Below are 25,217 nucleotides of genomic sequence, written 5' to 3' on the forward strand. Positions count from 1 at the left end.
GGGGTTAAGAACTATTAAACAGTACCAGGTTAACGAGCGCATTTGGGCAAAAGAAGTCAGACTGATTGACGAAAACGGACAACAGCTTGGCAATTGCCCAACCCCAGACGCACTTAAGCTTGCTCGCGAGCGGGGCTACGATCTTATCCTGATCGCGCCGACCGCGACTCCGCCCGTCGCCAAGATCGGCGATATTGGCAAGCTCAAGTATGAACTTTCAAAAAAAGAAAAAGAGGCACGCAAGTCCTCTAAATCAGGGGTTATAAAAGAGGTTAAGCTCTCCCCCAAGATCGCCCAGCATGATTTTGACGTGCGGGTTAATAAGACCAAAGAATTCCTCGCGAAGGGTTACAAGGTCAAGATCAATATTTTCTTCCGGGGGCGGGAAATGGCCCATAAAGAACTGGGACACCGGGTCCTGGGCAGGATGATCGAAGCGATTACGGAGGCGGGCAAGCCAGAGGCTCCTCCAAAAATGGAAGGTAAGAACCTAAATTTAATGCTTGCGCCGGTGAAACACTAATGCCAAAAGCAAAAACAAGACGAGCGGCCGCAAAAAGGTTTGAAATTAAAAAGTCGGGAAAGATCTTAAGACGGTCTTCCGGATTACGCCACCTTTTGGAATGGAAATCTGCGTCCAAAAGACGGCGTCTGAAAGCGAAAAAAGAAGTTTCGCCTTCGGATGTCAGGCGGATCCACGATATGCTCCCAGGAGGCTAAGAAATGGTTAGGGTTAAAAGAGGTTTTGTCGCTCGTCGCCGCAGAAAAAAGGTTTTCGCCAGGGCTAAAGGTTTCCGGCAAACAGTCCGGACCCAGTTCAGGCGGGCCAAGACCGCCGTTTTCAAGGCTATGACCCATGCGACCCGCGGTCGTCGCCAAAAAAAGCGGGACATGAGGGCCCTCTGGATCGGACGAATCAACGCCGCAGCGGTTGCCGCCGGTCTTAAATACAACACCTTTATTGCCGGCCTTAAAAAAGCCGGGGTCCTGCTCGACCGTAAAATGCTGGCCGATCTGGCCATGAACGATCCGGCTACATTTGCCCAGATCGTTGAAGTCGCCCGCAAGCCATGATCGAAATGATTGTCGGCGGGTTAGGTTTTGACCCGCGCAATCTCTCCCCTTTGGTTCTACTGCGCGATCAGGATGAGCTGAATTTCCTTCCTATCTGGATCGGCGTTTTTGAAGCGGCCGCCGTTGCCATGGAACTCCAGGGGGTCAAACCTCCCCGCCCCATGACCCACGATCTCCTACAAAACACCATCGATGCGCTGGGAGGAAAGATCAAGCAGGTCGCCATCAACGACGTTAAAGATGGGACCTTCTTTGCCGTTATCAACGTGGAGAATAAAGAAGGGAAGGTTTTGGGGATCGATGCCCGGCCATCGGACGCGATCGCCCTGGCGGTCCGCTGTCACGCCCCGATCTTTGTCGCGGAAACGGTCATGGTGCAAGCCAAACTGGTCAACTCCGAAAAAGATGCCGAAGAGACCAAGAAGTTCAACGATTTCGTCCAGAACATCCGCCCCGAAGATTTTACCAAATACTACAACAAGGATTAACTGCGGGAGATCAGGATCACCCCGAGTATAATAACTGAAATTCCTATCCACCGGACCAGGCTGACCGGCTCACGAAAAAAGAGCATTGAGGCCAGGGCGACCAGAACATAGGCAACGCTGACCATGGGATAAACCAGGCTAAGCGGCAGGCGGGAAAGGACAACAAGCCAGAAGATCGAAGAAAGCCCAAAACAAACAAAGCCAAAAAAGACCCAGGGGTTCATAAATATCGGAATAAGTTTGACCAGAATCTGGCTGAACGGGAACGCGCCAAACACGACCATCCCCTTTTTCATCATCAGTTGGCCGGTTACCGCGAGTAAAACGGAGACGATCAAAATTAAATAATTTCCCATTTAAAGTTCCTTCCTGTTTTCAAGATTTCCGTCTATTAATTCACCGCAGATAAAAGCCCTGGCTTGCGAAAAACAGCCTATCGAATAAACCCGGCCCCCCTCCCTCTCCCTGACTACTTTAACCTCTCCCCGACCTAAAACAAACCGTTCGCCGATCGCGCTTCCCGCCAACCAGGCTTTTATATTCCCCGAAGGGGGTGGCATATCGGTGAACCAGGCATGGTTTTTATCGATCCTTGCGCTGGCTAATTCCAATCCACCGGATGCCAGCCAATACGCCCTTTCCTTGTCAAACAAAGCCCTTGTCGTCCAGAGGGTATTATAAACTATTCTGGCGGTAATTACACCCAAGGCCAGCAACGTTCCTCCAATTATTATTACCAACAAAAGAGCGACACCATGTCTCATTTTTTGCATACAATTATTTCCCTTTTATTGATTTCTATCGCCAGCTCTCTGCTGCTGATCAATTTGCAAACGAACCGGTCAATCTCTCCAGCGTTGGTCAACGGTTGCTTGACCGCGGTTTTCCTTTTTACTATCCCTTCTTCATAAACATAGCCGCTCCCAACCCCATCAATAACCAAAGAGATCTCCTTTGACGAGACAATCGTCTGGCTTGCAGCCGATCTAAGCTCTCTGGTTAATCGAGCGGCCAAGATACTTTCGGCCTGGCGCTTTAAGCTGGTTTTTATTATCTTGTCGGCGCTCCGGACCTCTGCTGAAAACAAGAGAATGATCGTCGGAATTATAGCCGCCAGCAAACTTATCGCCAACAGCGCTTCGATCAATGTAAAGCCTTTACGTCCGCTCATTTTGCCCTCCGCAAGGTTGAAAGAAGAAGCGGCTTATGGCCCAAACTGTTAATTATCAAGTCAATTTTGACAATATTTTCGGCATATAGTGTAACAATAAAATGATGATCCGGGCCATCAACGAGTTTTGTATAATCATCCGCCAGCTCGATCTCGGCCAGTGCTTTTTGGGCGACAGCTATGGAATTGGCATAATATTGTTCCTGGTCGGTTATTTTCCCTGTCTGCTTAAAGATCGACAGCGAGCCAAATGAGAAAAGAAAAAGCAAAGCGGCAGCGACCAGGACTTCTATCAAAGTGTATCCTTTATTCACCCCTGACCCTCCCGGCGGAAGAAATTATCACCTTTCGAGGTTTGCCGGATCTAATGTTCAAAACAAGGGTCCCTGAGCCTCCCGGCAGAGTATATCCATCTGCGGTAAAAATAATTGATTTTGCCGAAGGGGCGGTCACGCCAGGCAGGATCGGACTAATTGTTTTGCATTCCGCCTGGCCAGAAGTGGCCAAAGCCAAAGCCTGCCCTCGTCTTAGATTGGAAACCGACAGACTGGCGGCAGTTTTGACCAACAACCGGTCTTTTAGCCGGTTCACCGACGGCAGCATAATAATGGTTAATAAGCTGAAAATAGCCAGCACGGCTAAAAGCTCGACCAGCGTGAACCCCCGCCTCATCCCCGCACCCTCCCTTTACTTCTTCTCGACTACCAAATTATCTATCAGCCTTGTCTGCCCGATCCAAATCGCCAGGGCGACCAGGACTTTTTTTGCATCAAATCCAGCTTCGGCCAATGTTTCCGGGTCTGCCAACTCAATATAATCGATCTTTGCCAGCGGCTCTTTTTCAACGAGTTCTCTTAGCTGTTGCTTGATCGCATTTATTGGCTCTTTGCTGATTTTCTCCTTGGCCAATTGCAGCGCCCGGAAAATAACCCCGGCCGCCTCCCTTTCGTCCAACTTTAGATAATCGTTACGTGAACTTTTTGCCAGGCCATTCGCCTCTCTAATCGTCGGCATCGTCACGATCTCGATCGGAAAATTCAGGTCTTTCGTCATTTTCCTGATGATCAGCTGCTGCTGATAGTCCTTTTCCCCAAAAAAAGCGAGATCCGGCCGGGTTAAATTAAACAGCTTAGCGACAACCGTCAATACTCCGGAAAAATGGCCGGGCCGGCTCTTGCCGCAAAGCGCCTCAACCAACCCCCCGTTAATTTCGACATTTGCAGAAAAGCCGGCCGGGAACATCGCCTCCGCCTCTGGTGTAAAAACCACGTCAATTTCATAAGGGGTGAGCAAGGCCAGGTCTTTGTTAAGATCCCGGGGATAATTTTTAAAATCTTCGTTTGGGCCAAACTGCTTTGGATTAACAAATATTGAAACTACCAGAAAATCGCATTTTTTTCTGGCCGCTTCAACCAGCGACAGGTGCCCTTCATGGAGTGCTCCCATGGTCGGGACCAGTCCGACCCTCTTTCCGGCCCGCCGGACCTCGCCGGTAAGCCGCTGCAGCTCCAGCGGATCGGCTATCGCTTTCACCCTATTTTACCGCCCAGAATCTCGCGATCGACCAAAGGACTATCGCCAAAACCAGAGCAAGCAGCTTAAGCCCGGCGTTTTTGGTGAAAAATTCCTTAAGCATTGCCCCCCTCCTTTGGAGTTTCTTCCTTGTTTTCAGCTGTGGGGCGCTGCCAAGCGGCGTAATCGCATTTCGGGTAATTGCTGCAGCAGTAAAATATCCGCCCTTTCCTGGTCTTTTTCATCACGACATCCCCGTCGTCTTTGGGGCACTTGACCCCGATCTTGCGGAGCAATGGCTTGGTCGTTTTACAGGTGGGGTAATCTGAGCAGGCCAGGAACGAGCCAAAGCGTCCATGCTTGATAACCATCGGCTTGCCGCATTTCGGGCAATTTTCCTGGACCTCCGGGGCCGCTCCTTCCCCTTCCGGTTTTTCTACGTCCTTGGTATAAGTGCATTTTGGATAGTCGGAACAGGCATAAAAATCACCATACCGGCCCTGGCGGATAACCAGCTTGTTGCCGCATTTCGGGCAGAGTTCGTCGGTCATGATCTCTTTTTTAACCTTTTCCATTTTGATATCCGCTTCGGCCAGCGCCGCCGCGAATGGCTTATAAAACTTTTTCAAGACGTCAACCCATTCGATCTTGTTGTCAATAATGTCGTCAAGCTGGTCTTCCATGTCGGCGGTAAAGGTAATGTCCATGATCTCCGGAAAGTGCTTGACCAACAGCCCGTTGGTCACGACCCCGATCTCGGTCGGTTTGAGCGCCCGTCCCTCTTTCTCAACATACCCGCGGTCCTGGATCGTTGAAAGAATTGGGGCATAGGTCGACGGCCGGCCGATCCCCTTGTGCTCCAGCTCCTTGACCAAAGAAGCCTCGGTATAGCGGGCGGGGGGTTGGGTAAAGTGCTGCTCGGGCCGGACCTCTTGTTTTTTCAGCTCTTCTTTTTCCGTTAAAGCCGGGAGCCGCCCTTCTTTCTCTTCTTCTTCGTCAAAGCTTTCTTCATACAGCTTTAAAAACCCGTCAAATTTAATGACCGATCCGGTCGACCGGAAAACATATTCTCCTGCGGCAATATCAACCGAGGTCTGGTCAAAGATCGCGCTCTCCATCTGACAGGCGACAAAGCGCTTCCAGATGAGTTCGTAAAGCCTGAACTCGTCCGGCGGCAATGCCTCTTTTATCTTTTCCGGTGTTCTGGCGATCGAGGTCGGCCGGATCGCTTCGTGGGCATCCTGGGCCGACTTTTTGGTTTTATAGTGGTTAGCGTCCTTCGGCATATATTTACCGCCAAATTTGTCTTCAACAAAGAGACGAACTTCCTTTAAGGCCTCGTCGGAGATCCGAACAGAGTCGGTGCGCATATAAGTAATAAGACCAACCCGGCCTTCTCCTTCGACTTCCTCGCCCTCATAAAGCTTTTGCGCTAAAAGCATCGTCTTCTTGGGAGAAAACCCTAGCTTTCTGGCCGCTTCCTGCTGGAGCGAGCTGGTGATAAAAGGAGGGGCAGGATGGCGGTTCTGTTCTTTTTTGCGGACCTCCTTGACGATATACGAAGCATTTTCCAGCTCCTTCATGATCTGGTCAACCGCTTCTTTTGACGGGATTATATTATCCTTCTTTTCCGGTGATGTGGGACGACCGCCAACCGCGTGGGTCCCCTTGGCGACCAAACGGGCCGAGAACTCCTCTTCCTTCTCTGTTGCCAATTGAGCAATAACGTCCCAATACTCGATCGCCTGGAACTTCTTGATCTCCGCTTCCCGCTCGCAGATCAACCGGACAGCAACCGACTGGACACGGCCGGCCGATAAACCTTTGCGGACCTTTTTCCAAAGGAGAGGGCTAAGCTTATAGCCGACCAACCGGTCCAACACCCTCCTGGCTTGTTGAGCATTTACCCGTGCTTCATCTATCTCTCTGGGTGTTTTGATCGCCTTGGCAACCGCCACTTTAGTAATTTCGTGAAATTCTATCCGCTTCGTTTTTTTGGCTACGTCTAAAATAGCATTAAGATGCCAAGCGATCGCTTCACCTTCCCGGTCCGGATCTGGGGCCAGATAAACCATTTTCGCCTTGGCCGCATCTTTTTTTAGTTCTTTGACAATATTCTCTTTTCCTTTAATGATCTTATAGTTTGGCTCAAAATCATGGTCAACTTTAACCCCAAGCGATTTGGGGGGGAGGTCGCGAATATGTCCGCCGCTCGCTTTAACTTCATATTCCTTCCCTAAAAACTTTCCCAAAGTCCTGGCTTTTGCCGGGGACTCTACAATAACTAAATTTTTCGCCATTTGAATCTCCTTTTAAGTCATGTTAACAGACCGCCCCCCACACTGTCAAACAAAGCAACTTTATTGCCATTTGGCGGGGATCACATCATTATATTAGTATCGTCAAGCAATATAAATAATTTCGGCTTATATGTTCAACCGCATTTTTTGGCGTATTCGGGGGATTAACGGTGAAATTTTTTCTCTATTTCTATCTCAGTTAAACCAAATATTAATGGCCGCCCGTGCGGGCAGGTAGTTGGATTTTCGGTTAAAAACAGGTTGCGGATCAATGTCGTCATTTCGACAGTAGTCATCGGTTCACCAGCCTTGACCGCTCCATGACAGGCAACCGATTTCCGTAGATTCTCCTTTTTAGCTTCTACCTGGTCGCTTTTTCCGGTTGCTAATAAATCATTGGCAATATCAACAAACAACCCTACCCCTCCATTTTTCCCGCTGATCGCGGGTATCCCCCTTAAAATAAAACTATTTCGCCCAAATTCCTCGACCTCAAAACCAAAGGACTGAATTAGGCTCAGGTTTTCTTTCACGACTACGGCAGCTGGCAGTTCCAATTCGATAGTTTCCGGCAGCAATAATGCTTGAACATTTACTTTTTCACCCTGGCGGCTTAACTGGTCATAAATGATCCTCTCATGCGCCGCGTGCTGATCAATAACCGACAATCCGCTTCCGTCAGTTGCCACAATATAAGCCTGTTTTAGCTGATAAAGAGGAATAAGCGGCTGTTCCGGGCCGATCACCGCATCCGATGGGGCCTGGACCGCGGGAGTATTTTCACCCGCAAAAAAACCATCAAGCGTTTGCGGCTCCCAAACATTTTGATTATAGTTTTGAGGCTGGCGGCTAAAGTCCTGGCTACCGGATGAGACAGGGGTGATCGTTTTTAAGGCGCTCCTGGATGCGCTCCGGACAGCCTCCATCACCTCCTGATTCTTCATAAATTTTACTTCTATCTTGGTCGGGTGAACATTGACGTCTACTTCTCCGGGATCGATCGTAACCGAGAGGATCGCGATCGGATAGCGGTTGTTCGGTATATATGTCCTGTAAGTTTCTTCAAGCGCCCGATTTAAAAGAAAGCTCCTAACGTATCGGGAATTAACAAAAAAGTTCTCGTACCCCTTATCAACGCGGGAGATCGTCGGCCGACTGATCATTCCAGCTACCTTTCCGGAGCCAAAGCTATGGTTTACCGGCAGCAGCTCCCTGGCGACCGCCGCGCCGTAAACAGCGATGACCGCGGCCAAAAGATCGCCAACCCCGCTGGAAAAAAGGAGCGTTTTACCATCGGACACATATTTGAACGATATTCCCGGATAAGCCAGGACATACTTGGCGATAATATCTCCGCACCGGCCGATCTCGGTCGCGTTTGATTTTAGGAATTTCCTGCGGACCGGGGTGTTGTGGAAAAGATCCTTTACTTCAATGGTCAGGCCGGCAGACGGGTTCTTTTCGATCTTAAGATGCGAAATGCTGGCGATCGACGGCAAAGCTTCCCCGCGAAAGCCAAGCGTCCTAATGTTAAAAAGGTCATCGACAGACCTGATCTTTGAGGTCGAATGACGCTCCAGGGAAAGAGAGATCTCTTTTTCGGTCATGCCGCAGCCATTGTCCGAGACCCTGATCAGTTTTTTTCCGCCATCCTCAATTTCAACAACGATCCGATCGGCACCGGCATCGATCGAGTTTTCAACCAATTCTTTAACAACCGAAGCGGGACGTTCAACCACCTCGCCGGCGGCGATCTTGTTGATCAAATCCTCGGGCAATAGTTTTATCTCTGGCATAACTGTTTTAAATAAATTGCCGGACCATTTCGGCAAATCCCGGGAACGAGGTTTCGATGCAATCGGTATCTTCAATTACTGTCCGGCCAGTCGCGCAAAGCCCGGCGATCGCCATCGCCATGGCGATCCGGTGGTCGCCGGAACTTTCAATCGTTCCCCCTTTTAGCTTTACCGGCCCTGATATCCGCAAGCCATCATCAAGCTCCTCGACTGCCACCCCAAACTTACGAAGCTCCGTCGCGATCGTTTTGATCCGGTCGCTCTCTTTAACTCTTAACTCCCGGGCATCCCGGATCTCAGTAACCCCTTCCGCTTGCGACGCCAGCACGGCAATGATCGGGATCTCGTCAATAATTCTCGGGATTATCTCCCCGTCAATTTTAATGCCGTGGAGCCGGGCTGATCGGGCAACGATCTCGCCTCGCGGTTCGCCCGATATAATAATTTCATTTTCAACCTCAACCGAGCCCCCCATGCGATGAATGATCTCTAAAATACCGGTCCTGGTCGGATTAAGTCCAACATTCCTGATCCTTAGCTCCGAGCCCGTAACCATGGTCGCCGCCGCCAAAATAAACGCGGCCGAAGAAATATCCCCCGGAACATCAACCTCTCTGGCGTTTAGTTCCTGGGTTGGCTTCAAAGTGACCAATCCACCCCGTTCGATCGTTCCCCCAAAATGTTCAATCATGCGCTCGGTATGGTCCCTTGAAAAGTTTTTCTCTCGAACGGTGGTTTCCCCCTCCGCGTATAATCCGGCCAACAGGACCGCAGATTTGACCTGGGCGGACGCGACCGGCAGTTCATAGTTTATCCCGTGTAATTTCCCGCCATTAATTATTAAGGGAGGAAAGAGTTCTCCCTCTTTGCCCGGCATTGCTCGCCCCTGAATATCGGCCCCCATTGACCTAAGCGGTTTAGCGATCCGCCCCATCGGCCGTCGCCCGATCGACTCGTCGCCACTGATCTCTGCCGTAAAGCTCTGTCCCGCTAAAATCCCGGCAAGCAAACGGATGGTAGTTCCCGAATTGCCGGTGTAAAGTCGTTCTCTGGGCCGGACCAACCCCCTGAGCCCCTTCCCCTTAACTCTGATCTCAGTTTTGTTTTTCTTGATCTCGATCCCCAGCTTCCGGAAGCAGTCGATCGTCGCCAGGCAATCGGCGCTGGCCAAAAATCCGGTTATTTTGGTCTCGCCATTAGCGATAGAACCAATCATGATCGCCCGATGGGAGATGGACTTATCTCCCGGGACGGTTATTTCCCCCGTAATGGCTTTGGCTTGCTGGACAAGGAGTTGGCTCATGACGCTATAAGTATACCAAACTATTGGCGACTTTCACACAATGTGCTACGATAGCTTTATGGACGATTTAGGGCAAAGAATTGAGTTTCACTCCCATTCGATCTTTAGTGACGGGCTCCTTCTCCCCGCCGCCCTGGTCCGGGAAGCCGAGGTCAAAGGGCACATGGCGCTGGCGATCACCGATCATGTTGACGAGTCGAACCTTGAATCTGTAATCAAAGCGTTAACTCATTTCGAGCGGGAGACCAAGGGAAAGCTCCCGCTTATCTTCATTCCCGGGGTTGAGCTAAGTTATATCCAACCCAAATATATCTCGAACTACGCAAAAAAGGCCCGTAAACTTGGGGCTCGCCTGATCATTGTCCACGGCGAATCGCCGGTTGAGGCGGTCTATCCGGGGACTAACCGGGCGGCGGTCGCGGCCAATGGAATCGCCGATATTTTAGCTCACCCGGGCAAGCTTACCGCGGAAGAAGCTTCGCTGGCGGCTAAGCATGGGGTTTACCTGGAATTGACCGCCAAGCCTGGCCACAACTCGACTAACCGCCATGTTGCCGCTCAAGCAAAGCTAGCGGGGGCAAAGCTGATCGTTGACACCGATTGCCATGATGAAAAAGGACTGATCTCCCAGGAGCAGGCCTTGCAGATCTGCAGGGAGGCTGGGTTAAGCGACGAGGAAGCCCGGATCGTGGTACGGGATAACGCGCGAGAGCTGCTTAAGAGAATCGAACGTCCATAGAATGGCCATGAGCATCCAGCCCTTCTACTTCGCTTAATAATTTAACATCTTTCCAAACATTTTTCAGCGCCGGCTTGGTGTAGCCGATAATGCTTTGGTGTTTTATAAAATCATAGACCCCCAGGGGAGATGAGAAGCGGGCTGTCCCGCCCGTCGGCAGGACATGGTTTGGTCCGGCGATATAGTCGCCGACCGCGACCGGTGAGTGCGGGCCCAAAAATACCGCGCCGGCGTTTTTCACTTTTTCCAGGACCCTCTGCGGCGATCCGATCTCCAAGCCCAGATGTTCAGGGGCGATCTTGTTCGATAGTTCTACCGCTTTCCCCAGGCTTTCCACGTGGAACAAATAGATCTCCGATCCTTCAATTATCTCCTGTCGTTTCAGTTTGATCTTTTGTTCGGCCAGCTCTTTCTGGACCCCGTCGATCATTGGCTTTGAAGTGGTTATCAATATTGCGACCGAGCCGGGGCCGTGTTCCGCCTGGGCCAAAAGGTCGGCCGCAATAAATTCCGGAAAAGCGTCGTCATCGGCAATGATCAAGACATCTGATGGGCCGGCCAAACTCTCGATCCCAACTACGCCAAAGACCTGTTTCTTGGCCAGCATCACGTAAATATTTCCCGGGCCGACAATTTTATCAACTCGACGAATGCTTTCTGTCCCGTACGCCAGAGCGGCTATCGCTTGTGCGCCGCCAGCCTGGTAGACCTCGTTGACCCCTACTTCTTTGGCGGCAACCAGGACATATGGGCTGATCGGCGGCGGGGAGACCAGGACGATCTCCTTAACCCCTGCAACCTTGGCCGGGATCACATTCATCACTACTGACGACGGGTAAGTCGCCCGTCCGCCAGGGACATAAACCCCCACTCTTTCCAGCGGAACCAACCGCTGCCCCATGATCACATCCAAAGGGAGGGTTTCAAACCACTCGTCGTTTTTTTGTTTTTTATGAAAGGCGGTAATATTCTGGATCGCCTTGGTCAATGCATCAAGAAACCCGATTTTCACCTTGTCGTATGCCGCATTTATCTCATCATCGCTTATCCTGATCTTGCCCGGTAGTATTTCCACCCCATCATATTTCCTTGAGTAATCGATCAGGGCGGCATCCCCTTCCCGCCTGGTCCGGGCCACGATCTCTTTCACGGTCTTTTCTTCAGGAAATTCACCGCTCAAGCTTTTTTGCGCAACAAGCCTCGCTACTTCTTTTTCTACTTCCGCTCCGGTTACGATCTTAAGCATTGATGATCGAGCCCCTCTCAATGATCGTGTTATCGGCCAGAATAACCCCCTCGCCGATCCTGACGTCATCTTTTATCGTGCAATTAAAACCAATGATACACCCGCTTAATGAAACGTGGTTGCCGATCTTGCAACCGTGCCAGATGATCGCCCTTTCCAGCACGGATTCGGCCCCGATCTTCACGTCATGTCCGATTATCGAATGGCCGTTTATTCTTGTCTCGGGCCCGACGATCGACCGGTCGCCGACCAATGCCGGGCCATTGATCTTTGCTGTTTTGTCGACCGCTGTTCCTTCGCCCAGCCAAACATCCTTGCCAGCCTTGCTGCCGGATATTTTTATCTCAACTTCTTCTCTTAAGATCGCTTCGTGCGCCTGACGGTATTGGGCCGGCTTGCCGATGTCTATCCAGTAGCGGTCAGAAAAGAAAGCGAACATCGGCTCGCCGCCGGCCAACAATTCCGGAAAGAGCTGCCGTTCAAAAGAATGCTCCACCCCTTTGGGGACTTTTTTAAATACTTCCGGCTCAATAATATAAAACCCGGCGTTGATCCTGTCCGTTGCCCCGTAAGCCGCGTAGAGCGAGATTTTTTCCCAGCTCGGCTTTTCCACAAAATGGGTGATCTTCCCTTCATGATCGGCAATGACCAGCCCATACGCGGTCGGATCTTCAACCTTGGTCAATGAGAGGGTCACCCTGGCCTTTTTCCTTTTATGCAGGGCGATCATTTCAGTGAGGTTGATATCGGTTAAAATATCGCCGTTAACGACCACCAGCGGATCACGATCAAAGAACTCTTCGGCATTTTTAACCGCGCCGGCCGTCCCCAGCGGATACTTTTCGATCGAGTAATAGATCTTTACGCCAAGCTTTTTCCCGTCGTCCAGAATCTCCTGGATGTTCCCCATTAAATAGTGGAGGTTAAGGATCACTTCTTTTATGCCATGCCGCCTTAGCAGTTCGATCTGGTGCATGACAAACGGCCGGTTCACTACAGGCACGATAGGTTTTGGGGTATTGTAGGTCAGGGGCCTTAGTCTTGTCCCATATCCTCCGGCAATGATCACTGCCTTCATCTGGACATTTCCTTTTTCAGCCTGGTTATCGCTTCGATCGTCGTCGGATCGATCCCCTGAAGAATGGCGGCATAAACACTGGCAAAATCAGCCAAAAGGACCAGCGAAGCAAGGCGGGCGAACCGCGATTTCCCTTGCGAGAAAAACTCATTGATCCCGCCAAACTGCTGGCTCAAAAGAGACTTGGTTATTTCGATCCGTTTTTTTATCCGCTCATTGTCCGCCTCATCCCTTAAAATAATTAGGGCAAAGTTATATTTGTCCCTGGACATGGCAAAATAACTGGCGGTTTCGTTGTGGTTAACTTCTGGAAAAACGCTGGCAAAGGCGGGCAATTTTGTGTTTTCGTTAAACTGGTTTTTAAAGCGGTTGGCGACCGCGCCGGTCGTTCCGGCCGAGCCAATTATCACCGGGATCTTTCCGGCGATCTTTTTGGCCAACTGCTTGGCCGGGTTGCTCCGAACCGGGTTTGACGCCGAATACTCATCGCGCAGTTTTTTTATTAACGGCAAGCTCCTGAGTATCTCCGCTTCCTGCTCCTCAATCACCCCAAGCCGGCCCAAAACCTGAAGCAAAGGAACAAAAAGGTACATCAGCGCCGCCCTCGGCTGAAAACCCGTCGGGATAAGGACCATCGGCCAATTCTTTTGCGAAGCCATCTCTTTTAGTTTCCCGCCTGAAGTAATGCAGACAACCCGCGCGCCGCGAGCCTCCGCCTGACGGACGACGGCAAGGGTCTCTTCTGTTTCTCCGGAATAAGAAACCGCAACAACGGTCGCTTCGCTATCAACGTAGTCTGGCAACGAATAATTCTTAACGATAGTCACCGGACAGGTCAGGGGAAAAGCATCGGCCAGGATCTCCCCGGAAATACCCGACCCACCCATTCCGGAGATCACTACTAGTTTGGTCTTGAGCTTTTGTTCAATCGTGCCGATCAGCGGGAGCTTTAAGGCCGTTTCTATCATTGCCGGGACCTGTTCGACAGCAACCAGCATCTTCCCTTTGTCTATCTCGGCAACTTTTTCCTTTGTGTCTAAAAGTTCGATCTCCGCCATTATTCTTCAGCTTTGGCGATCTTTCCTTTCAATACCTCGATCGCCTTTTTTAATTGCGCGTCAATAAATCCTGATTTTGTTTTTAGCGCCGACTCGGCTGTTTCTTCGGCTTCGCTCGTCGGCAAGCTGACCACGACTTCCGCGGAGATCCCTTTCTTGTTAATATCTTCACCGTTGGGCGTTTGATATTTCGCGATCGTCAAAAGCAGCGCCGATCCATCCTGGAGCTGACGCACGTTCTGGACCGAAGCCTTGCCGAACGAGTGCTCCCCGACCAGGGTCGCGACCTTGTGGTCCCGCAGCGCACCAGCCAGGATCTCTGAGGCCGACGCGGACGATTCATTAATCAGCATCACGACCGGCTTTTTCCAGATCACCCTGCCGGTAGATTCCAGCAGCTCCCTTTTCCCTTCGCGGTCAACGGTCTGGACGATCGTTCCGTTAGGAATGAACATGCTCCCGATCTCTATCGCCATTTGCAGCAGCCCTCCACCGTTCCCCCTGACGTCGATGATCAGCCCGTCGGCCTCTCGGTTCTCCCGCATCGCTTTTTCAACTTCCCGGGCGGTGTTCATGTTCTCAAAGGTGTTAAGTTTTATATAAAGAATGTTTGGCTCATATCTTTTTACGACGACGCTTTTGATCACGATCTTGTCCCTGCCTAAAATATAATCCCTGGTTTCCTTCCAGCCTTTCCGCCAAATCGCCAGCTTAACCTTGCTGCCGCGCGGGCCCCTGATCATGCTGACCGCTTCGTCCAGTGCCATATGCTTTGTTTCTTTTTCGTCGATCTTTATGATCTTGTCTCCCGCCCGCAACCCGGCCTTATCCGCAGGAGTCCCATCGATCGGAGAAATGACCGCCAGCTGGTTGTCTTTCATCCCAATGTAAATACCTATGCCGAAATATTGCCCGCTCATCCTGATCTTCATTTCTTTGTAGGGCTGCGGCTCAAGAAAACGGGTATATGGATCATCAAGAGATTCCAGCATCCCCCTGATCGAACCATATACCATTTTTTGGCTGTCGACTTTTTTATCCACATAATCATTCCTGACCAGGTCCAAAGCCTGCAGGTAAACTTCGAATTTTCTCTCAAACTCTCCCTGGGCGACCCCTTTACCGATAAAAAAAGCGGTTACCGAGATCATAACTATCGCAATCCCCACCTGGAACTTTTTATTGTTAATCATCGCTTCCCTCCTACATTTTTGGCAAATATTTCGCCGGGTTGACCGGTCTTCCATTTTTACGCACTTCAAAATGCAAATGCGGGCCGGTTGAATAACCGGTGCTCCCTTCCAGCCCGATCGTTTGTCCCTGTATTATTTTTGATCCGACGGTCGCGTAGATCCTGGACATGTGGGCATAGACCGTGGACATCCCTCGCCCATGATCAATAACAACTGCTTTGCCGTATCCGTCCCACCAGCCGGCAAAGATGATCTCTCCGGAATCGGCCGCAACTATCGGCGATCCGTATTTATCCGCGATATCGATCCCAGTGTGTCTTCCCTGGATCCTATGCCTGACACCGAATCTAAGAGTGATCCTGCCTTTTAACGGCCAGATAAATTTCCCTGTGCTCGTGACCTCAACCCCGGACCTCTCAGCCACTTTCTTCTGGATCAAGACCTCGAGTTCCCTGGAGCTTTGCTCCAGCTCGGCAACCTTCTTTTCGTAACCCTTTTCTCGTTCCTTTAGTTCGCTGGCTATCTTCTTTTTTTCTTCCAGCTGCTGCGCGATCTTGTCTTTTTCGCCCGCAACTACCACCACCAGGCTTTTTATCTCCTTGGTCCGGTCCTGAAGGATCGATCTCTTTGACTTGGAGGCTGACAAATAATTCTTTGTCTTTTTGATCAGGGTCGCATCGCTCTCGATCACCCGCTGAAAATAATAGAACCGGTTCAGAAAATCAGACATTGACCTTGAGCCCAAAAACAGATCAAGATAATTTATCCGTCCATTGACGTAAGCTTCTCGAACTCTTTTCCTCAATATATCGGCTGATTTGCCGATCTCACTCTCTGCCTTGCGCAGTTCAACCGAGAGCTGGCCGATCTCTTTTTCGTTGGTTTGGATCTTTTCCTTGGCCATGCTGATCTTGCGATTGGCGCTTTTCAGCTGCCGCGTGACTACAACAAGCTTACCCAGGGCCTCTTGTCTTTGCTCCCGGGTCTGCTTTAGTTTTTCCTTGTTCTCTTCCAGGGCCTGGCGGATCGTCTCCAACTTTGTCTGCTCATCGGGCGGGGCCGCTTCTTCCGCTCTAGCCTGACATGCCAACCCAGCAATGAACAGGATAATAATTATCTTGACCAGAAGCTTCATGAACTATAAATACTATCACAATTGAACAGCTCTCTCAAGATTAGCGAAAAAGCCCCCGGGCCCTCTTTAATCGATGGTATTTTACCGCGAAACGGTGGGCCTCGTCGCGGACCCTTTGCAGCAGCTGCAACGCGGCTGACTCCCGCCCTAATTCAAGCGGTTTCCCTTGGTCCGGTAAAATTATTCTTTCCTCTTTTTTAGCCAAACCGATCATCGGAACCCCCTCCCCAGCCGTCCCTTTTATCCCGGCTAATGCTCCTCCCAGCTGCGGCAGACCACCATCGATCAGGATCAAGTCGGGGAGCGGCAGCTGCCTTGATAGTCCTCCGCCGTAGCGCCTTTTAACAACTTCGTTCATTGAGCGGACATCGTTCGGCTCCCCTTTGACCGAGCGTATCATAAATCTACGGTAATGCGGCTTGAACGGCGATCCGTCGGTAAAAACGACCATTGATGCCACAATATATGACCCGGAAGTATTGGAAATATCGAACGCCTCTATCCTGGACGGCAAAGTCGGCAAACCCAGCGCATCCCGCAGTTTAATTAACGCTTTGGGCTCTTCCGGCCCGGTGCTTTCCGGCTGTTTTCTTTTTTCAACTATCTTTGTCAAATAACTGATCCGGTCGCGCAAGCTTGCGGCTGTTTCGAATTCCTTTGCTCCGGAGGCTTTCTCCATTTCCAGCCGCAACTTGCCGATAAGCCTGCTTAATTTCCCCTTTAATAGCTCTTTAATGCTGGTAACGATTGAACGATATTCCGCCTGGCTGATCCTGTCAATGCAAGGGCCGGGACAAACACCTATCCTAAAGTACAGGCAGGGTTGAGGCTTTTTTTTCAGAGGAGAATCCTTGCACCAGCGAAAAGGAAATATTTTTTTTATCATCCTTAACAGCTCTTTAGCCATAACCCCGGTGTATGGGCCGAAGTAAAGGGCGCCGTCTCTTTGCTTGCGGCGCGCCATTATAAGCCGCGGCCACTCTTCTTTTACGGTAAGCTTGAGATATGGATATGATTTGTCGTCTTTTAAGTTGATGTTGTACCTGGGGCGGTACTTTTTAACAAACTGGTCCTCGAGCAGCAAGGCATCCATCTCCGACCCGGTGATCTGGTAGTCCAGGTCGCAAGCCCTGCGCAGCAAAAGGTTTGTCTTAATATCTGGCTCGCGGTTAAAATAGGAAAGTACGCGTCGTTTCAGCGCTTTTGCTTTGCCGACATAAATGATCGAGCCTGTCCGATCCTTGAAGATATATACCCCGGGGGAATTCGGCAGCTGCGAAGCTTTTTCCCGGAGAGAAGGCATCTCCCGTTACTTGGCGGCGACGATTACTTTCGGCGCGGCTACAATGTCGTGAAACAGCTTGATCTTAACCTGGTATTCACCGATCATTTTGATCGGGGCGGCCAATTCTATTTTTCTCTTGTCAATTTCATGGCCAGCCGTTTTCTTGATCTCTTCCGCGATATCGGCGGTAGTAATCGTTCCGAAAAGCCGGCCTTCTTCTCCCGCGTTCGCGCTCAGGTTAACCTCAAGGGCTGTCAATTGTGCCGCTAATTCCTGCAACTCGGCCCTGCGCTTATCCAGCTTCCCTTTTCGCTTTTCCCGCCTTTTTCCGGCAGCGATCACCGCTGCAGGAGTGGCCAGTATGGCCAGTTTGTTTGGTATCAAATAATTACGGGCATAGCCGTTGGAAACCTCTTCGATCCTGTCGTCTTCAACAAAGATTACTTTCATATTAATCCACCATATACGGCACTAAGCCGACCTCTCTTGACCTTTTAACCGCTTTTGCTACCATCCGCTGATGCAGGGCGCAGCAACCGCTGAGCCGCCGCGGAGCGATCTTGCCGCGATCGGTCATAAACCGCCTGACAAAAGCCACGTCTTTAAAGTCTATCTTTTTGTCGTCTATGCAAAAAATGCACGGCTTGCGCTTCCTTTTTTTAAATTGTGATGGTTTCCCTTTCCGTTCTCTTTCCTTGCCTTCCATTATTCACCTCTCCTTAAAATGGGGCCTCTTCAGTATCGATTTTTTCCGGCCCGGCTTCGCTCGCTACCGGCGCCTCAGCCGTGTCACCCTTTCTTCCCAGCATCTGCATATTGTCGGCCACAACCTCCGACATGGTTTTCTTTTGGCCGTCCTTTCCAACATAACCTCTGATCTGCAGGCGCCCTTCGATCGCGACCGGACGCCCTTTTTTCAAAAATTCACCGCATACTTCAGCCAGCCTTCGCCAGGCAACGATATTGATAAAATCAACATCCTGTCCGCTCTTGCCGCCGTCTCCACCGTCGGCATCGCTTTTTTTGATCCGATTGACCGCAATGGTGAACCGGGCGACCGCTATCCCGCTTGGGGTGTAGCGCAATTCCGGGTCTCTGGTCAGGTTGCCGATCAAAAATGCTTTGTTATACATGTTAAAAAGGAAGGTCCTCCGCCGCTTCGAGGTCCGCCATTTCTGCGTCGCCAACGGCAGCAACCGCCTCTTCTTTCCTTGTCTTGGCGGCCTGACCTTTGTCAAGAGGAACAATGCTCCTGGCGACAACTTCCGTAACCCATTGGCGCTGACCGTTCTGACCGTCAAATGAACGGTTTTGGATCCGCCCTTCAACTAAAACCATTAACCCTTTTTTTAAACGGTCCTTGCTCTCCTCCGCTAATTTGCGCCAGGCAACCACATCGATGTAATCAACCGCGTTCTCGCCAAAAGAGCGCTCGACTTCCAGTCTGAACTTAGCGACCGGCAGGCCATTTACTGTTATTCTGCTGTCCAGTTCTTCAACAAGGCGGCCAACCAGTATTATTCGATTAAGATTCGCCAACCGCTTCCCCTTTTATTTCACCAACATTGACCGCCTCAAGCGGAGTCCCGATTATCTCTTTTTTCTCTACAGGAGCTTCTGTTTGGACAAAAGCGTTGGTTAAAAAATACCTCGTAACGTTTTCGGTCACTTTTAAGAGGGCCTTTACCTCGGCCGGCAGATTTGCCGGTCCCTTTAGCCTTACCAAAACATAAAAGCCGTTTGCCTGTCTTTTGGCCTTTTTAAACACCGAATTAAGCCGCCTTACTCCCCATTTTTCAACACTGTCAATCTCACCCTTTAAAGATTTGATTTTATCGCTGATTTTATCGATAATTAGCCCGATTTTCTCTTCTCCGAGTATCGGGTCCATGATCATGATCAATTCATATGCTTTCAATGAAATAACCTCCGTTTTTTAATATTATTTTTTTCTTAATGAGTAATTATTGTAGCATAATTAAAGGAAATAAGCAATCTGTTAAACGTTGAACCTGATGACTATAATATCTCCATCTTCGACTATATACTCCTTCCCTTCGGTCTTTAAAACCCCTTTTTCCCTCGCTTTGGGATAAGAGCCGCAATCGATCATTTCCTGATATCGGATAACTTCGGCCGCAATAAAGCCTCTCTCCATGTCTGAGTGGATCTTCCCGGCCGCCTGAGGGGCTTTTGCCCCTTTTTGGATCGTCCAGGCATGCGTCTCTTTCTCTCCAGCTGTAAAAAAAGTGATCAAATTCAACAGTTCATAGCTTGACCGGATCAACTGGGCAAGGGCCGACTCTTTGATCCCCATTCCTTCCATCAGGCTTAATGCTTCCTCAACCGGGAGCTCGGCAATTTCAGCCTCAAGCTTTGAGCAGATGGTGACAACTTTTGCTCCCTGTTCCCTGGCAATACCTTGAATCTGCTTGATCTGCTCCGGGCTCCCGTCTTCATCAACATTAGCAACATATAACACCGGCTTCAGCGTGATCAGAGAAAACTCTCGCAGTAGTTTTAGGTCGTCCGAACTCATGGAAGAAACAAGCGATCTTGCCGGCTGGCCTTTGTCTAAAAGCTCTTTTATCTTTTCGAGCAGATGAAGCGTCCTTAAGATATCCTTATCCCCGCTCTTGATCGCTTTCCTGATCGATTCAAATCGCTTTTCAATGGTTGCCAGATCGGCTAAGATCAGTTCTGCCTCAATAATTTCGATGTCACGGCGCGGATCGACCGCTCCCTCAACGTGGACAACATCTTCGGCGGAAAAACAACGGACAACATGGGCAATAGCATCAACCTCGCGAATATGGGCCAGGAATTTATTTCCTAACCCTTCTCCCTTGTGGGCCCCTTTGACCAGACCGGCAATATCATAAAATTCAATGATCGCCGGGACAACCTTTTTAGAGCTGAAAAGCTTGACCAAAGCTTCAATTCTTGGGTCAGGGACTTCCACGACCCCGATGTTCGGATCGATCGTACAAAATGGGTAATTAGATGCCTGCGCCTTTGCTCTGGACAAGGCATTAAAAAGCGTTGACTTCCCAACATTAGGGAGGCCAACGATCCCGATCGATAGCCCCATTATTTTTTAACCAATGTCAGGGCTTTTTTCTTCAGCTCCGCCGCTTTATCGGTCTTTTCCCACGGCAGATCCAGATCGTTGCGGCCAAAATGACCGTAAGCGGCCACCTGTTTGTAGATCGGCCGGCGCAGATCAAGATTTTTAATGATCAATCCCGGCCGCAGATCAAACACTTCATCAATGATTTTAGCGATCTCGCTGTCCGGGATTTTTCCTGTTCCAAATGTATCTACCATGATCGAAAGCGGATGAGCGATCCCGATCGCGTAGGCAAGCTGAACCTCGCAGCGCTTCGCTAGTTCTGCCGCAACAACATTCTTGGCGACCCAGCGGGCGGCATACGCGCCTGACCGATCGACTTTTGTCGGATCTTTGCCGCTAAATGCTCCGCCGCCGTGGCGCGAGTAGCCCCCATAAGTATCAACAATGATCTTTCGCCCGGTAACCCCGGAGTCTCCCTGCGGCCCACCGATCACAAAGCGCCCGGTTGGATTGACGTAATACTTGGTATCCTTGTCTACCATTTCCTTAGGCAAAACCTTGGCAACGACCTTTTCCAAAACATCTTTTTCCAGTTTTTTAGGATCGATCTCGGGAGAATGCTGGGCGGCGACCAGCACGGTGTGGATCCTGACCGGCCGGTCATTTTTGTACTCGATCGTCACCTGGGATTTCCCGTCAGGGCGCAAGTAGGGCATCTCGCCGTTCTTGCGGACTTCGGCAAGCCTTTTGCTTAGCTTATGGGCCAAAACGATCGGCATCGGCATCAACTCGGCTGTTTCGTCACAGGCAAAACCGAACATTAACCCCTGGTCGCCTGCGCCGATCGACTCCAGGTCTTCTTTGACCACTTCGCCCCCTCTGATCTCTAACGCGGTGTCAACCCCACGGGCGATATCCTTGCTCTGCTCCTTTAGGGAAACCAGCACGCCTGAGGTTTCCCAGTCAAAGCCATATTTTGCGTCGGTATAGCCGATCTCTTTTATGGTCTCCCTAACAATTTGCGGGATCTCAACGTAACAGCCGGTGGTCACTTCGCCGGCAACAACACAAAGACCGTTGGTCACCAGGGTCTCAACCGCAACCCGGCCGACCGGGTCTTTGGCCAAGATCGCATCCAGGATCGCGTCAGAAATTTGATCGCATACCTTGTCTGGGTGCCCCTCGGTCACTGATTCTGAAGTAAACAAATAGTTTTTATCCATGGCGTATCCTCCCTAATGTATATGAATCTGCGACTGGAATGTCAGTCTACAATACTAATAAATGGACTGTCAAGCTTACGCGGTCGTTTAATTGCTGGTCAGCGCCTGCTCCAGGACCAAGGCTTCCGTTGAGGCGATCCTTTTGATCGAATTAACAAAGGCGGCTATTCCTACTTTATCGTTCTCTGTTAAGCCTTCTTTTTCGGCCGCGATCCTGATCCTGGGAAGCATGGCTTCGGCTTTTATGGAGACATTTTTAAGCTGGCTCCGCTCCGTTAATATCTTTTCCAACCAGACATTCCCCGGATCGTTTGGCTGTTCATACATGATTTTCATCGCCTCTTCCGCTTCATCGCGGCAACTTTCAGCCGCTAAGAATAATGCTTTGCCAAACCCATCGTCATTCGCGGTTAAAATCTGTTTAACATTATTTCTGGCAAATATTTCTTTCCAGGTTGCGTCCGTCCCTTTTATGGTTTTTTCTCCCCATTTCCCCCAATTATAGGCTTCATAAACAGCTCCGCCCGGAACCAACAATGGGGTTGCCAGAAAGTCCAGCCCGGCAATCTCCAAAAACTGGTACCCGTTCCCGGCCGCATATTCCTGCTGGGTGCTAAAGCCAAAGAGCATTTTAAGCGTCTCTTCGGTTTGCTTTCTTGCCTTGTCTAGGTCGGTTGTTCCTGAGCTATCGCTTCCCGGCCAAATTTCCCCTAACGTTCGCAGAAGAAGCCCTCTTTCCAGACGACCGGCGATCCACCTCGCAGCCGATAGTTTTATTTGTTGATTGCGCGGGTTTGCTTCCGGCAATGAGCCTGCGGCATAAAAGCTGCCGGATTCGGTTTTTTCCTTGGACCGGCTCTTCCCGGCCAAAAAACATGAATAGCGGGCTACCGCCTTGGTTTGTTCAGTTATTATTGCCCAAGTGCCGGACTCATGGTATTTTTTCCAGGGGGAATCGTCGCCAACAATGATCTTTTCTTCACCAACCGGCAGGAACTTCCAGTCGGTAAAATTATAGGCCATTAAATTGGCGGTTGCCTGCAATGGGAAACCTGCGGTCCGGGAGCCGTCCTTTATCTCCCAGTCGACTTCGAACGCTTTCCCGGCCGGCAGGGCAACGACATTCAAGGGAATAAATGGAAAAGAAAGCCCCACCTCCACCTCTGTTTCGCTGGGCGAAAACATCAATGACTTTATTCCGCCTAATTTAATGCCATTTGAGTCGGCCAATGTAACCGTGGAAAACATCGACAAGAGGCAAACAAGAACCAATGCATTTTTCATATTAATGAAATTATACACCTCCTGGCTTTTGACTCAAGTCAAAGACTGGCCGCTTCTTATGAAGTATCTTTTCTAAACAAGGAGGATTACACATGGCAACAAGAGAGATAATTGAGATCGACCGAACATTATGTAATGGTTGCGGGCTTTGTACATCAGCCTGCGCGGAAGGGGCGCTAAAAATTGACCAGGAAGGTAAGGCGGCACTGGTCAAAGAAATATATTGCGACGGTCTGGGAGCCTGTCTGGACGTCTGCCCGACCGGCGCCTTAAAAGTCGTTAAGAAGGAGAGCGCTCCATATAACGCCGGGCAAACCTACCAGCATGTCCTAAAAGAAAAAGGAAGAGAAGCGGCCGCGTCGGTGCATGGCGCTCACGCGCCTCTTCCCTGCGGCTGCCCCGGAACATTGGCCAAGGAAATATCCAGAGAAAGCCGCCCCCAAACAACAAGCGCCGAGACTTCCGAACTTTCTAATTGGCCGATCCAGCTCCAGCTTGTTTCCCCTCATGCTCCTTACTTTAACGGGTCGGACCTGTTGGTCGCGGCCGATTGCACCGCTTTTTCTCTGGGGAAATTTCACTCCGAACTCCTAAAAGGGAAAAAGCTGGTCATTGCCTGCCCAAAGCTTGACGAGACGAGCGGCTACGCGGAGAAACTGGCCGATATTTTACGCCACAACAAGATCTATTCATTAACGCTGGTTATTATGGAGGTGCCATGCTGTTCCGGGCTCTTTCGCCTGCTCCAAAAAGCGGTCGAATTGTCCGGCGAAAAGATCAACATCAAAAAGATCGTGGTCGGGTTAGACGGCTCAATTAAATAAAAGGGGGAATTATTATGTATTGCGATCAGTGTGAACAAAGCGTAAAGGGTGGTTGCCAGGTCCAGGGGGTTTGCGGTAAAGGTCCGGAAACGTCTGACCTGCAAGACCAATTATTACGCGAGGTCAAAGTCTTAGCCTATTATATTGAAAAGGGAGGAAAGCCTGACGAAGAACTCGACCTGTTTATCGTTGAGGCCCTCTTTTCGACCGTCACCAACGTTAGTTTTGACGACGCCAGGCTAAGAGATCAGATCAAGACCGGCGCCGAATACCTGGCCCGGGTAAAGGGTTCCTTGTCTAAGCCGGTGGCAAACCCGCCTGATGGCTTAACGGCCGACCCCGACCTTCACTCGCTCAAGCAGTTATTAGCTTTCGGTCTTAAAGGGATGGCCGCCTATCTTGATCACGCGTCCCTTCTTGGGAAAAAAGACCAGGAGGTGTTCAACTTCATTCGACGGGTCTTAGCCTCTTTACTCGAAGAGAAGGGGGTCGAGGAGCTGATCGCGCTTAACCTGGAATGCGGCAAATTCAATATCCGGGCAATGGAGCTGTTAAATCAGGGGCATATCGAGCGCTTTGGGCGACCGGAACCGACAAAGGTTTCAACGGGAACAAAGAAAGGGCCGGCGATCCTGGTTAGCGGGCACGATCTCCTTGACCTGGAAGAAATCCTTAAGCAGACAACCGATAAAGGGATCAATGTTTACACGCACGGGGAGATGCTCCCCGCGCACGGTTATCCCGGCCTTAAAAAATACAAACACTTAGCCGGAAATTTCGGCGGCGCCTGGCAAGACCAGCAAAAGGAGTTTGCCGCTTTTCCGGGAGCGATCCTGATGACGACCAACTGCATCCAAAGACCGTCCGAAAAATACCGGGGGAATATTTTTACCACCGGCTTGGTCGCTTTTCCCGGTGTTAGGCATATCAAACATGGGGAATACGCCCCGCTTATCAATAAATCCCTGGAGCTGGGCGGTTTTCCAGCCAATCTTCCCGGCAAAGAGATCCTGGTCGGCTTTGGTCATGACGCGGTCCTGGGCGCGGCCGAAAAAGTTATCGGACTCGTTAAATCCGGCAAGATAAAACGCTTCTTTTTGATCGGCGGCTGTGACGGGGCGAAATCCGGACGGAATTATTACACCGAATTCGCGGAAAAAGCTCCGGCCGATTCGGTCATCTTGACCCTGGCTTGCGGCAAATACCGGTTCAACAAGCTCGATTTTGGAGAGATCGAAGGGATCCCAAGATTGTTGGATATCGGCCAGTGCAACGACGCGTACTCGGCGATCCAAATCGCCGCCGCTCTGGCCAAAGCTTTCAACGTCGGGCTAAACGACCTCCCCCTCTCATTAATCCTCTCCTGGTATGAACAAAAAGCGGTCGTGATATTGCTTTCGCTCCTCTATCTGGGGATCAAAAATATTCGGCTGGG

At 50.4% G+C, this 25,217-nt stretch carries 30 protein-coding genes; 7 read left to right on the top strand and 23 right to left on the bottom strand.

Features of this window, described 5'->3' with window-relative positions; translation table 11 throughout:
• Positions 1-13 precede the first annotated feature (13 nt).
• The 4 genes from infC to KKF06_06660 are packed head-to-tail and all read left to right on the top strand — an operon-like array spanning position 14 to position 1,562.
• Positions 14-523 (top strand): translation initiation factor IF-3, encoded by a 510-nt coding sequence (gene infC / locus KKF06_06645; GenBank protein ID MBU1617430.1) that lies wholly within the window; start codon positions 14-16, stop codon positions 521-523.
• Positions 523-720: a 50S ribosomal protein L35 gene (gene rpmI / locus KKF06_06650; protein MBU1617431.1), complete on the top strand. Its 198-nt coding sequence runs from the start codon at positions 523-525 to the stop codon at positions 718-720. The genes infC and rpmI overlap by 1 nt, the downstream gene beginning before the upstream one ends.
• Positions 721-723: 3 nt before the next feature.
• Positions 724-1,074 (top strand): 50S ribosomal protein L20, encoded by a 351-nt coding sequence (gene rplT / locus KKF06_06655; protein MBU1617432.1) that lies wholly within the window; start codon positions 724-726, stop codon positions 1,072-1,074.
• Complete coding sequence (locus tag KKF06_06660; protein ID MBU1617433.1) at positions 1,071-1,562, top strand: bifunctional nuclease family protein; 492 nt, start codon at positions 1,071-1,073, stop codon at positions 1,560-1,562. Before rplT ends, KKF06_06660 begins: the two co-directional genes overlap by 4 nt.
• Here the strand turns inward: KKF06_06660 and KKF06_06665 are convergent.
• The 9 genes from KKF06_06665 to aroA all read right to left on the bottom strand — a co-directional run bounded on the left by KKF06_06665 (position 1,559) and on the right by aroA (position 9,644).
• Positions 1,559-1,918 carry an EamA family transporter gene (locus KKF06_06665; protein ID MBU1617434.1) on the bottom strand — a complete coding sequence of 120 codons (360 nt, stop codon included), beginning with the start codon at positions 1,916-1,918 and terminating at the stop codon, positions 1,559-1,561. The genes KKF06_06660 and KKF06_06665 overlap by 4 nt on opposite strands.
• Positions 1,919-2,335, bottom strand: coding sequence for a hypothetical protein (locus KKF06_06670; GenBank protein ID MBU1617435.1), 417 nt, complete (start codon positions 2,333-2,335; stop codon positions 1,919-1,921). It lies immediately after the preceding gene.
• Positions 2,323-2,733, bottom strand: a complete 411-nt coding sequence (locus KKF06_06675; protein MBU1617436.1) for a prepilin-type N-terminal cleavage/methylation domain-containing protein — start codon at positions 2,731-2,733, stop codon at positions 2,323-2,325. Before KKF06_06675 ends, KKF06_06670 begins: the two co-directional genes overlap by 13 nt.
• Positions 2,730-3,047, bottom strand: a complete 318-nt coding sequence (locus KKF06_06680) for a type II secretion system GspH family protein (protein ID MBU1617437.1) — start codon at positions 3,045-3,047, stop codon at positions 2,730-2,732. Before KKF06_06680 ends, KKF06_06675 begins: the two co-directional genes overlap by 4 nt.
• On the bottom strand, positions 3,040-3,405 hold the full coding sequence (locus KKF06_06685) for a type II secretion system GspH family protein (protein ID MBU1617438.1): 366 nt from the start codon (positions 3,403-3,405) through the stop codon (positions 3,040-3,042). Before KKF06_06685 ends, KKF06_06680 begins: the two co-directional genes overlap by 8 nt.
• Positions 3,406-3,420: 15 nt before the next feature.
• Positions 3,421-4,266, bottom strand: coding sequence for a pantoate--beta-alanine ligase (gene panC, locus KKF06_06690; GenBank protein ID MBU1617439.1), 846 nt, complete (start codon positions 4,264-4,266; stop codon positions 3,421-3,423).
• 95 nt (positions 4,267-4,361) lie between these two features.
• Positions 4,362-6,545: a type I DNA topoisomerase gene (topA, locus tag KKF06_06695; protein ID MBU1617440.1), complete on the bottom strand. Its 2,184-nt coding sequence runs from the start codon at positions 6,543-6,545 to the stop codon at positions 4,362-4,364.
• 164 nt (positions 6,546-6,709) lie between these two features.
• The gene (gene mutL, locus KKF06_06700; GenBank protein MBU1617441.1) at positions 6,710-8,341 is read right to left on the bottom strand and encodes a DNA mismatch repair endonuclease MutL; all 1,632 of its coding nucleotides are present in this window, start codon (positions 8,339-8,341) and stop codon (positions 6,710-6,712) included.
• A 7-nt stretch (positions 8,342-8,348) separates the two neighbouring features.
• The gene (gene aroA, locus KKF06_06705; protein ID MBU1617442.1) at positions 8,349-9,644 is read right to left on the bottom strand and encodes a 3-phosphoshikimate 1-carboxyvinyltransferase; all 1,296 of its coding nucleotides are present in this window, start codon (positions 9,642-9,644) and stop codon (positions 8,349-8,351) included.
• A 58-nt stretch (positions 9,645-9,702) separates the two neighbouring features.
• Here aroA and KKF06_06710 point away from each other — a divergent pair, with 58 nt between their 5' ends.
• Positions 9,703-10,383, top strand: coding sequence for a histidinol phosphate phosphatase domain-containing protein (locus KKF06_06710; GenBank protein ID MBU1617443.1), 681 nt, complete (start codon positions 9,703-9,705; stop codon positions 10,381-10,383).
• On the opposite strand, the gene hisD is transcribed toward KKF06_06710, so the two are convergent.
• The 14 genes from hisD to KKF06_06780 form a co-directional block, all read right to left on the bottom strand.
• A complete protein-coding gene (hisD, locus tag KKF06_06715; GenBank protein ID MBU1617444.1) occupies positions 10,361-11,629 on the bottom strand; it encodes a histidinol dehydrogenase in 1,269 nt (422 codons plus the stop codon). The genes KKF06_06710 and hisD overlap by 23 nt on opposite strands.
• Positions 11,622-12,707, bottom strand: coding sequence for an NDP-sugar synthase (locus KKF06_06720; GenBank protein MBU1617445.1), 1,086 nt, complete (start codon positions 12,705-12,707; stop codon positions 11,622-11,624). Before KKF06_06720 ends, hisD begins: the two co-directional genes overlap by 8 nt.
• A complete protein-coding gene (locus KKF06_06725; protein MBU1617446.1) occupies positions 12,704-13,765 on the bottom strand; it encodes a bifunctional phosphoglucose/phosphomannose isomerase in 1,062 nt (353 codons plus the stop codon). The genes KKF06_06720 and KKF06_06725 overlap by 4 nt, the downstream gene beginning before the upstream one ends.
• On the bottom strand, positions 13,765-14,958 hold the full coding sequence (locus tag KKF06_06730; protein ID MBU1617447.1) for a S41 family peptidase: 1,194 nt from the start codon (positions 14,956-14,958) through the stop codon (positions 13,765-13,767). Before KKF06_06730 ends, KKF06_06725 begins: the two co-directional genes overlap by 1 nt.
• A gap of 10 nt (positions 14,959-14,968) precedes the next feature.
• Positions 14,969-16,093 (bottom strand): peptidoglycan DD-metalloendopeptidase family protein, encoded by a 1,125-nt coding sequence (locus KKF06_06735; protein ID MBU1617448.1) that lies wholly within the window; start codon positions 16,091-16,093, stop codon positions 14,969-14,971.
• 40 nt (positions 16,094-16,133) lie between these two features.
• Positions 16,134-17,396 carry an excinuclease ABC subunit UvrC gene (locus KKF06_06740; protein MBU1617449.1) on the bottom strand — a complete coding sequence of 421 codons (1,263 nt, stop codon included), beginning with the start codon at positions 17,394-17,396 and terminating at the stop codon, positions 16,134-16,136.
• A gap of 6 nt (positions 17,397-17,402) precedes the next feature.
• A complete protein-coding gene (gene rplI, locus KKF06_06745) occupies positions 17,403-17,828 on the bottom strand; it encodes a 50S ribosomal protein L9 (GenBank protein MBU1617450.1) in 426 nt (141 codons plus the stop codon).
• 1 nt (position 17,829) lies between these two features.
• Positions 17,830-18,084, bottom strand: coding sequence for a 30S ribosomal protein S18 (gene rpsR, locus KKF06_06750; GenBank protein MBU1617451.1), 255 nt, complete (start codon positions 18,082-18,084; stop codon positions 17,830-17,832).
• A 13-nt stretch (positions 18,085-18,097) separates the two neighbouring features.
• Positions 18,098-18,511 (bottom strand): single-stranded DNA-binding protein, encoded by a 414-nt coding sequence (locus KKF06_06755; GenBank protein MBU1617452.1) that lies wholly within the window; start codon positions 18,509-18,511, stop codon positions 18,098-18,100.
• A gap of 1 nt (position 18,512) precedes the next feature.
• On the bottom strand, positions 18,513-18,917 hold the full coding sequence (locus KKF06_06760) for a single-stranded DNA-binding protein (protein MBU1617453.1): 405 nt from the start codon (positions 18,915-18,917) through the stop codon (positions 18,513-18,515).
• On the bottom strand, positions 18,904-19,296 hold the full coding sequence (gene rpsF / locus KKF06_06765; GenBank protein ID MBU1617454.1) for a 30S ribosomal protein S6: 393 nt from the start codon (positions 19,294-19,296) through the stop codon (positions 18,904-18,906). Before rpsF ends, KKF06_06760 begins: the two co-directional genes overlap by 14 nt.
• 81 nt (positions 19,297-19,377) lie before the next feature.
• The gene (gene ychF, locus KKF06_06770; GenBank protein MBU1617455.1) at positions 19,378-20,469 is read right to left on the bottom strand and encodes a redox-regulated ATPase YchF; all 1,092 of its coding nucleotides are present in this window, start codon (positions 20,467-20,469) and stop codon (positions 19,378-19,380) included.
• Positions 20,469-21,674, bottom strand: coding sequence for a methionine adenosyltransferase (metK, locus tag KKF06_06775; GenBank protein MBU1617456.1), 1,206 nt, complete (start codon positions 21,672-21,674; stop codon positions 20,469-20,471). Before metK ends, ychF begins: the two co-directional genes overlap by 1 nt.
• Positions 21,675-21,761: 87 nt before the next feature.
• Complete coding sequence (locus KKF06_06780) at positions 21,762-22,958, bottom strand: hypothetical protein (GenBank protein ID MBU1617457.1); 1,197 nt, start codon at positions 22,956-22,958, stop codon at positions 21,762-21,764.
• Between the two features lie 92 nt (positions 22,959-23,050).
• On the opposite strand from KKF06_06780, the gene KKF06_06785 reads away from it, so the two are divergent.
• Entirely contained in the window at positions 23,051-23,782 is a 732-nt protein-coding gene (locus KKF06_06785) for a 4Fe-4S binding protein (protein MBU1617458.1), read from the top strand.
• A 14-nt stretch (positions 23,783-23,796) separates the two neighbouring features.
• The coding region (gene hcp / locus KKF06_06790) for a hydroxylamine reductase (protein ID MBU1617459.1) at positions 23,797-25,217 on the top strand (1,421 nt) is incomplete at its 3' end.

Source organism: Candidatus Margulisiibacteriota bacterium, from assembly GCA_018822365.1.
Taxonomy (GTDB): Bacteria; Margulisbacteria; WOR-1; order O2-12-FULL-45-9; family XYB2-FULL-48-7; genus XYB2-FULL-45-9.

Excerpts from the sequence above, each read along its gene's own strand:
- KKF06_06720 (MBU1617445.1), bottom strand. The coding sequence starts at position 12,707 with ATGAAGGCAGTGATCATTGCCGGAGGATATGGGACAAGACTAAGGCCC.
- KKF06_06780 (MBU1617457.1), bottom strand. The coding sequence starts at position 22,958 with ATGAAAAATGCATTGGTTCTTGTTTGCCTCTTGTCGATGTTTTCCACG.
- KKF06_06725 (MBU1617446.1), bottom strand. The coding sequence starts at position 13,765 with ATGGCGGAGATCGAACTTTTAGACACAAAGGAAAAAGTTGCCGAGATA.
- KKF06_06735 (MBU1617448.1), bottom strand. The coding sequence starts at position 16,093 with ATGAAGCTTCTGGTCAAGATAATTATTATCCTGTTCATTGCTGGGTTG.
- rplI (MBU1617450.1), bottom strand. The coding sequence starts at position 17,828 with ATGAAAGTAATCTTTGTTGAAGACGACAGGATCGAAGAGGTTTCCAAC.
- rpmI (MBU1617431.1), top strand. The coding sequence starts at position 523 with ATGCCAAAAGCAAAAACAAGACGAGCGGCCGCAAAAAGGTTTGAAATT.
- rplT (MBU1617432.1), top strand. The coding sequence starts at position 724 with ATGGTTAGGGTTAAAAGAGGTTTTGTCGCTCGTCGCCGCAGAAAAAAG.
- rpsR (MBU1617451.1), bottom strand. The coding sequence starts at position 18,084 with ATGGAAGGCAAGGAAAGAGAACGGAAAGGGAAACCATCACAATTTAAA.
- KKF06_06660 (MBU1617433.1), top strand. The coding sequence starts at position 1,071 with ATGATCGAAATGATTGTCGGCGGGTTAGGTTTTGACCCGCGCAATCTC.
- KKF06_06685 (MBU1617438.1), bottom strand. The coding sequence starts at position 3,405 with ATGAGGCGGGGGTTCACGCTGGTCGAGCTTTTAGCCGTGCTGGCTATT.
- KKF06_06710 (MBU1617443.1), top strand. The coding sequence starts at position 9,703 with ATGGACGATTTAGGGCAAAGAATTGAGTTTCACTCCCATTCGATCTTT.
- KKF06_06755 (MBU1617452.1), bottom strand. The coding sequence starts at position 18,511 with ATGTATAACAAAGCATTTTTGATCGGCAACCTGACCAGAGACCCGGAA.
- aroA (MBU1617442.1), bottom strand. The coding sequence starts at position 9,644 with ATGAGCCAACTCCTTGTCCAGCAAGCCAAAGCCATTACGGGGGAAATA.
- ychF (MBU1617455.1), bottom strand. The coding sequence starts at position 20,469 with ATGGGGCTATCGATCGGGATCGTTGGCCTCCCTAATGTTGGGAAGTCA.
- KKF06_06785 (MBU1617458.1), top strand. The coding sequence starts at position 23,051 with ATGGCAACAAGAGAGATAATTGAGATCGACCGAACATTATGTAATGGT.
- mutL (MBU1617441.1), bottom strand. The coding sequence starts at position 8,341 with ATGCCAGAGATAAAACTATTGCCCGAGGATTTGATCAACAAGATCGCC.
- KKF06_06670 (MBU1617435.1), bottom strand. The coding sequence starts at position 2,335 with ATGCAAAAAATGAGACATGGTGTCGCTCTTTTGTTGGTAATAATAATT.
- metK (MBU1617456.1), bottom strand. The coding sequence starts at position 21,674 with ATGGATAAAAACTATTTGTTTACTTCAGAATCAGTGACCGAGGGGCAC.
- KKF06_06730 (MBU1617447.1), bottom strand. The coding sequence starts at position 14,958 with ATGATTAACAATAAAAAGTTCCAGGTGGGGATTGCGATAGTTATGATC.
- KKF06_06675 (MBU1617436.1), bottom strand. The coding sequence starts at position 2,733 with ATGAGCGGACGTAAAGGCTTTACATTGATCGAAGCGCTGTTGGCGATA.
- hisD (MBU1617444.1), bottom strand. The coding sequence starts at position 11,629 with ATGCTTAAGATCGTAACCGGAGCGGAAGTAGAAAAAGAAGTAGCGAGG.
- KKF06_06740 (MBU1617449.1), bottom strand. The coding sequence starts at position 17,396 with ATGCCTTCTCTCCGGGAAAAAGCTTCGCAGCTGCCGAATTCCCCCGGG.
- KKF06_06665 (MBU1617434.1), bottom strand. The coding sequence starts at position 1,918 with ATGGGAAATTATTTAATTTTGATCGTCTCCGTTTTACTCGCGGTAACC.
- topA (MBU1617440.1), bottom strand. The coding sequence starts at position 6,545 with ATGGCGAAAAATTTAGTTATTGTAGAGTCCCCGGCAAAAGCCAGGACT.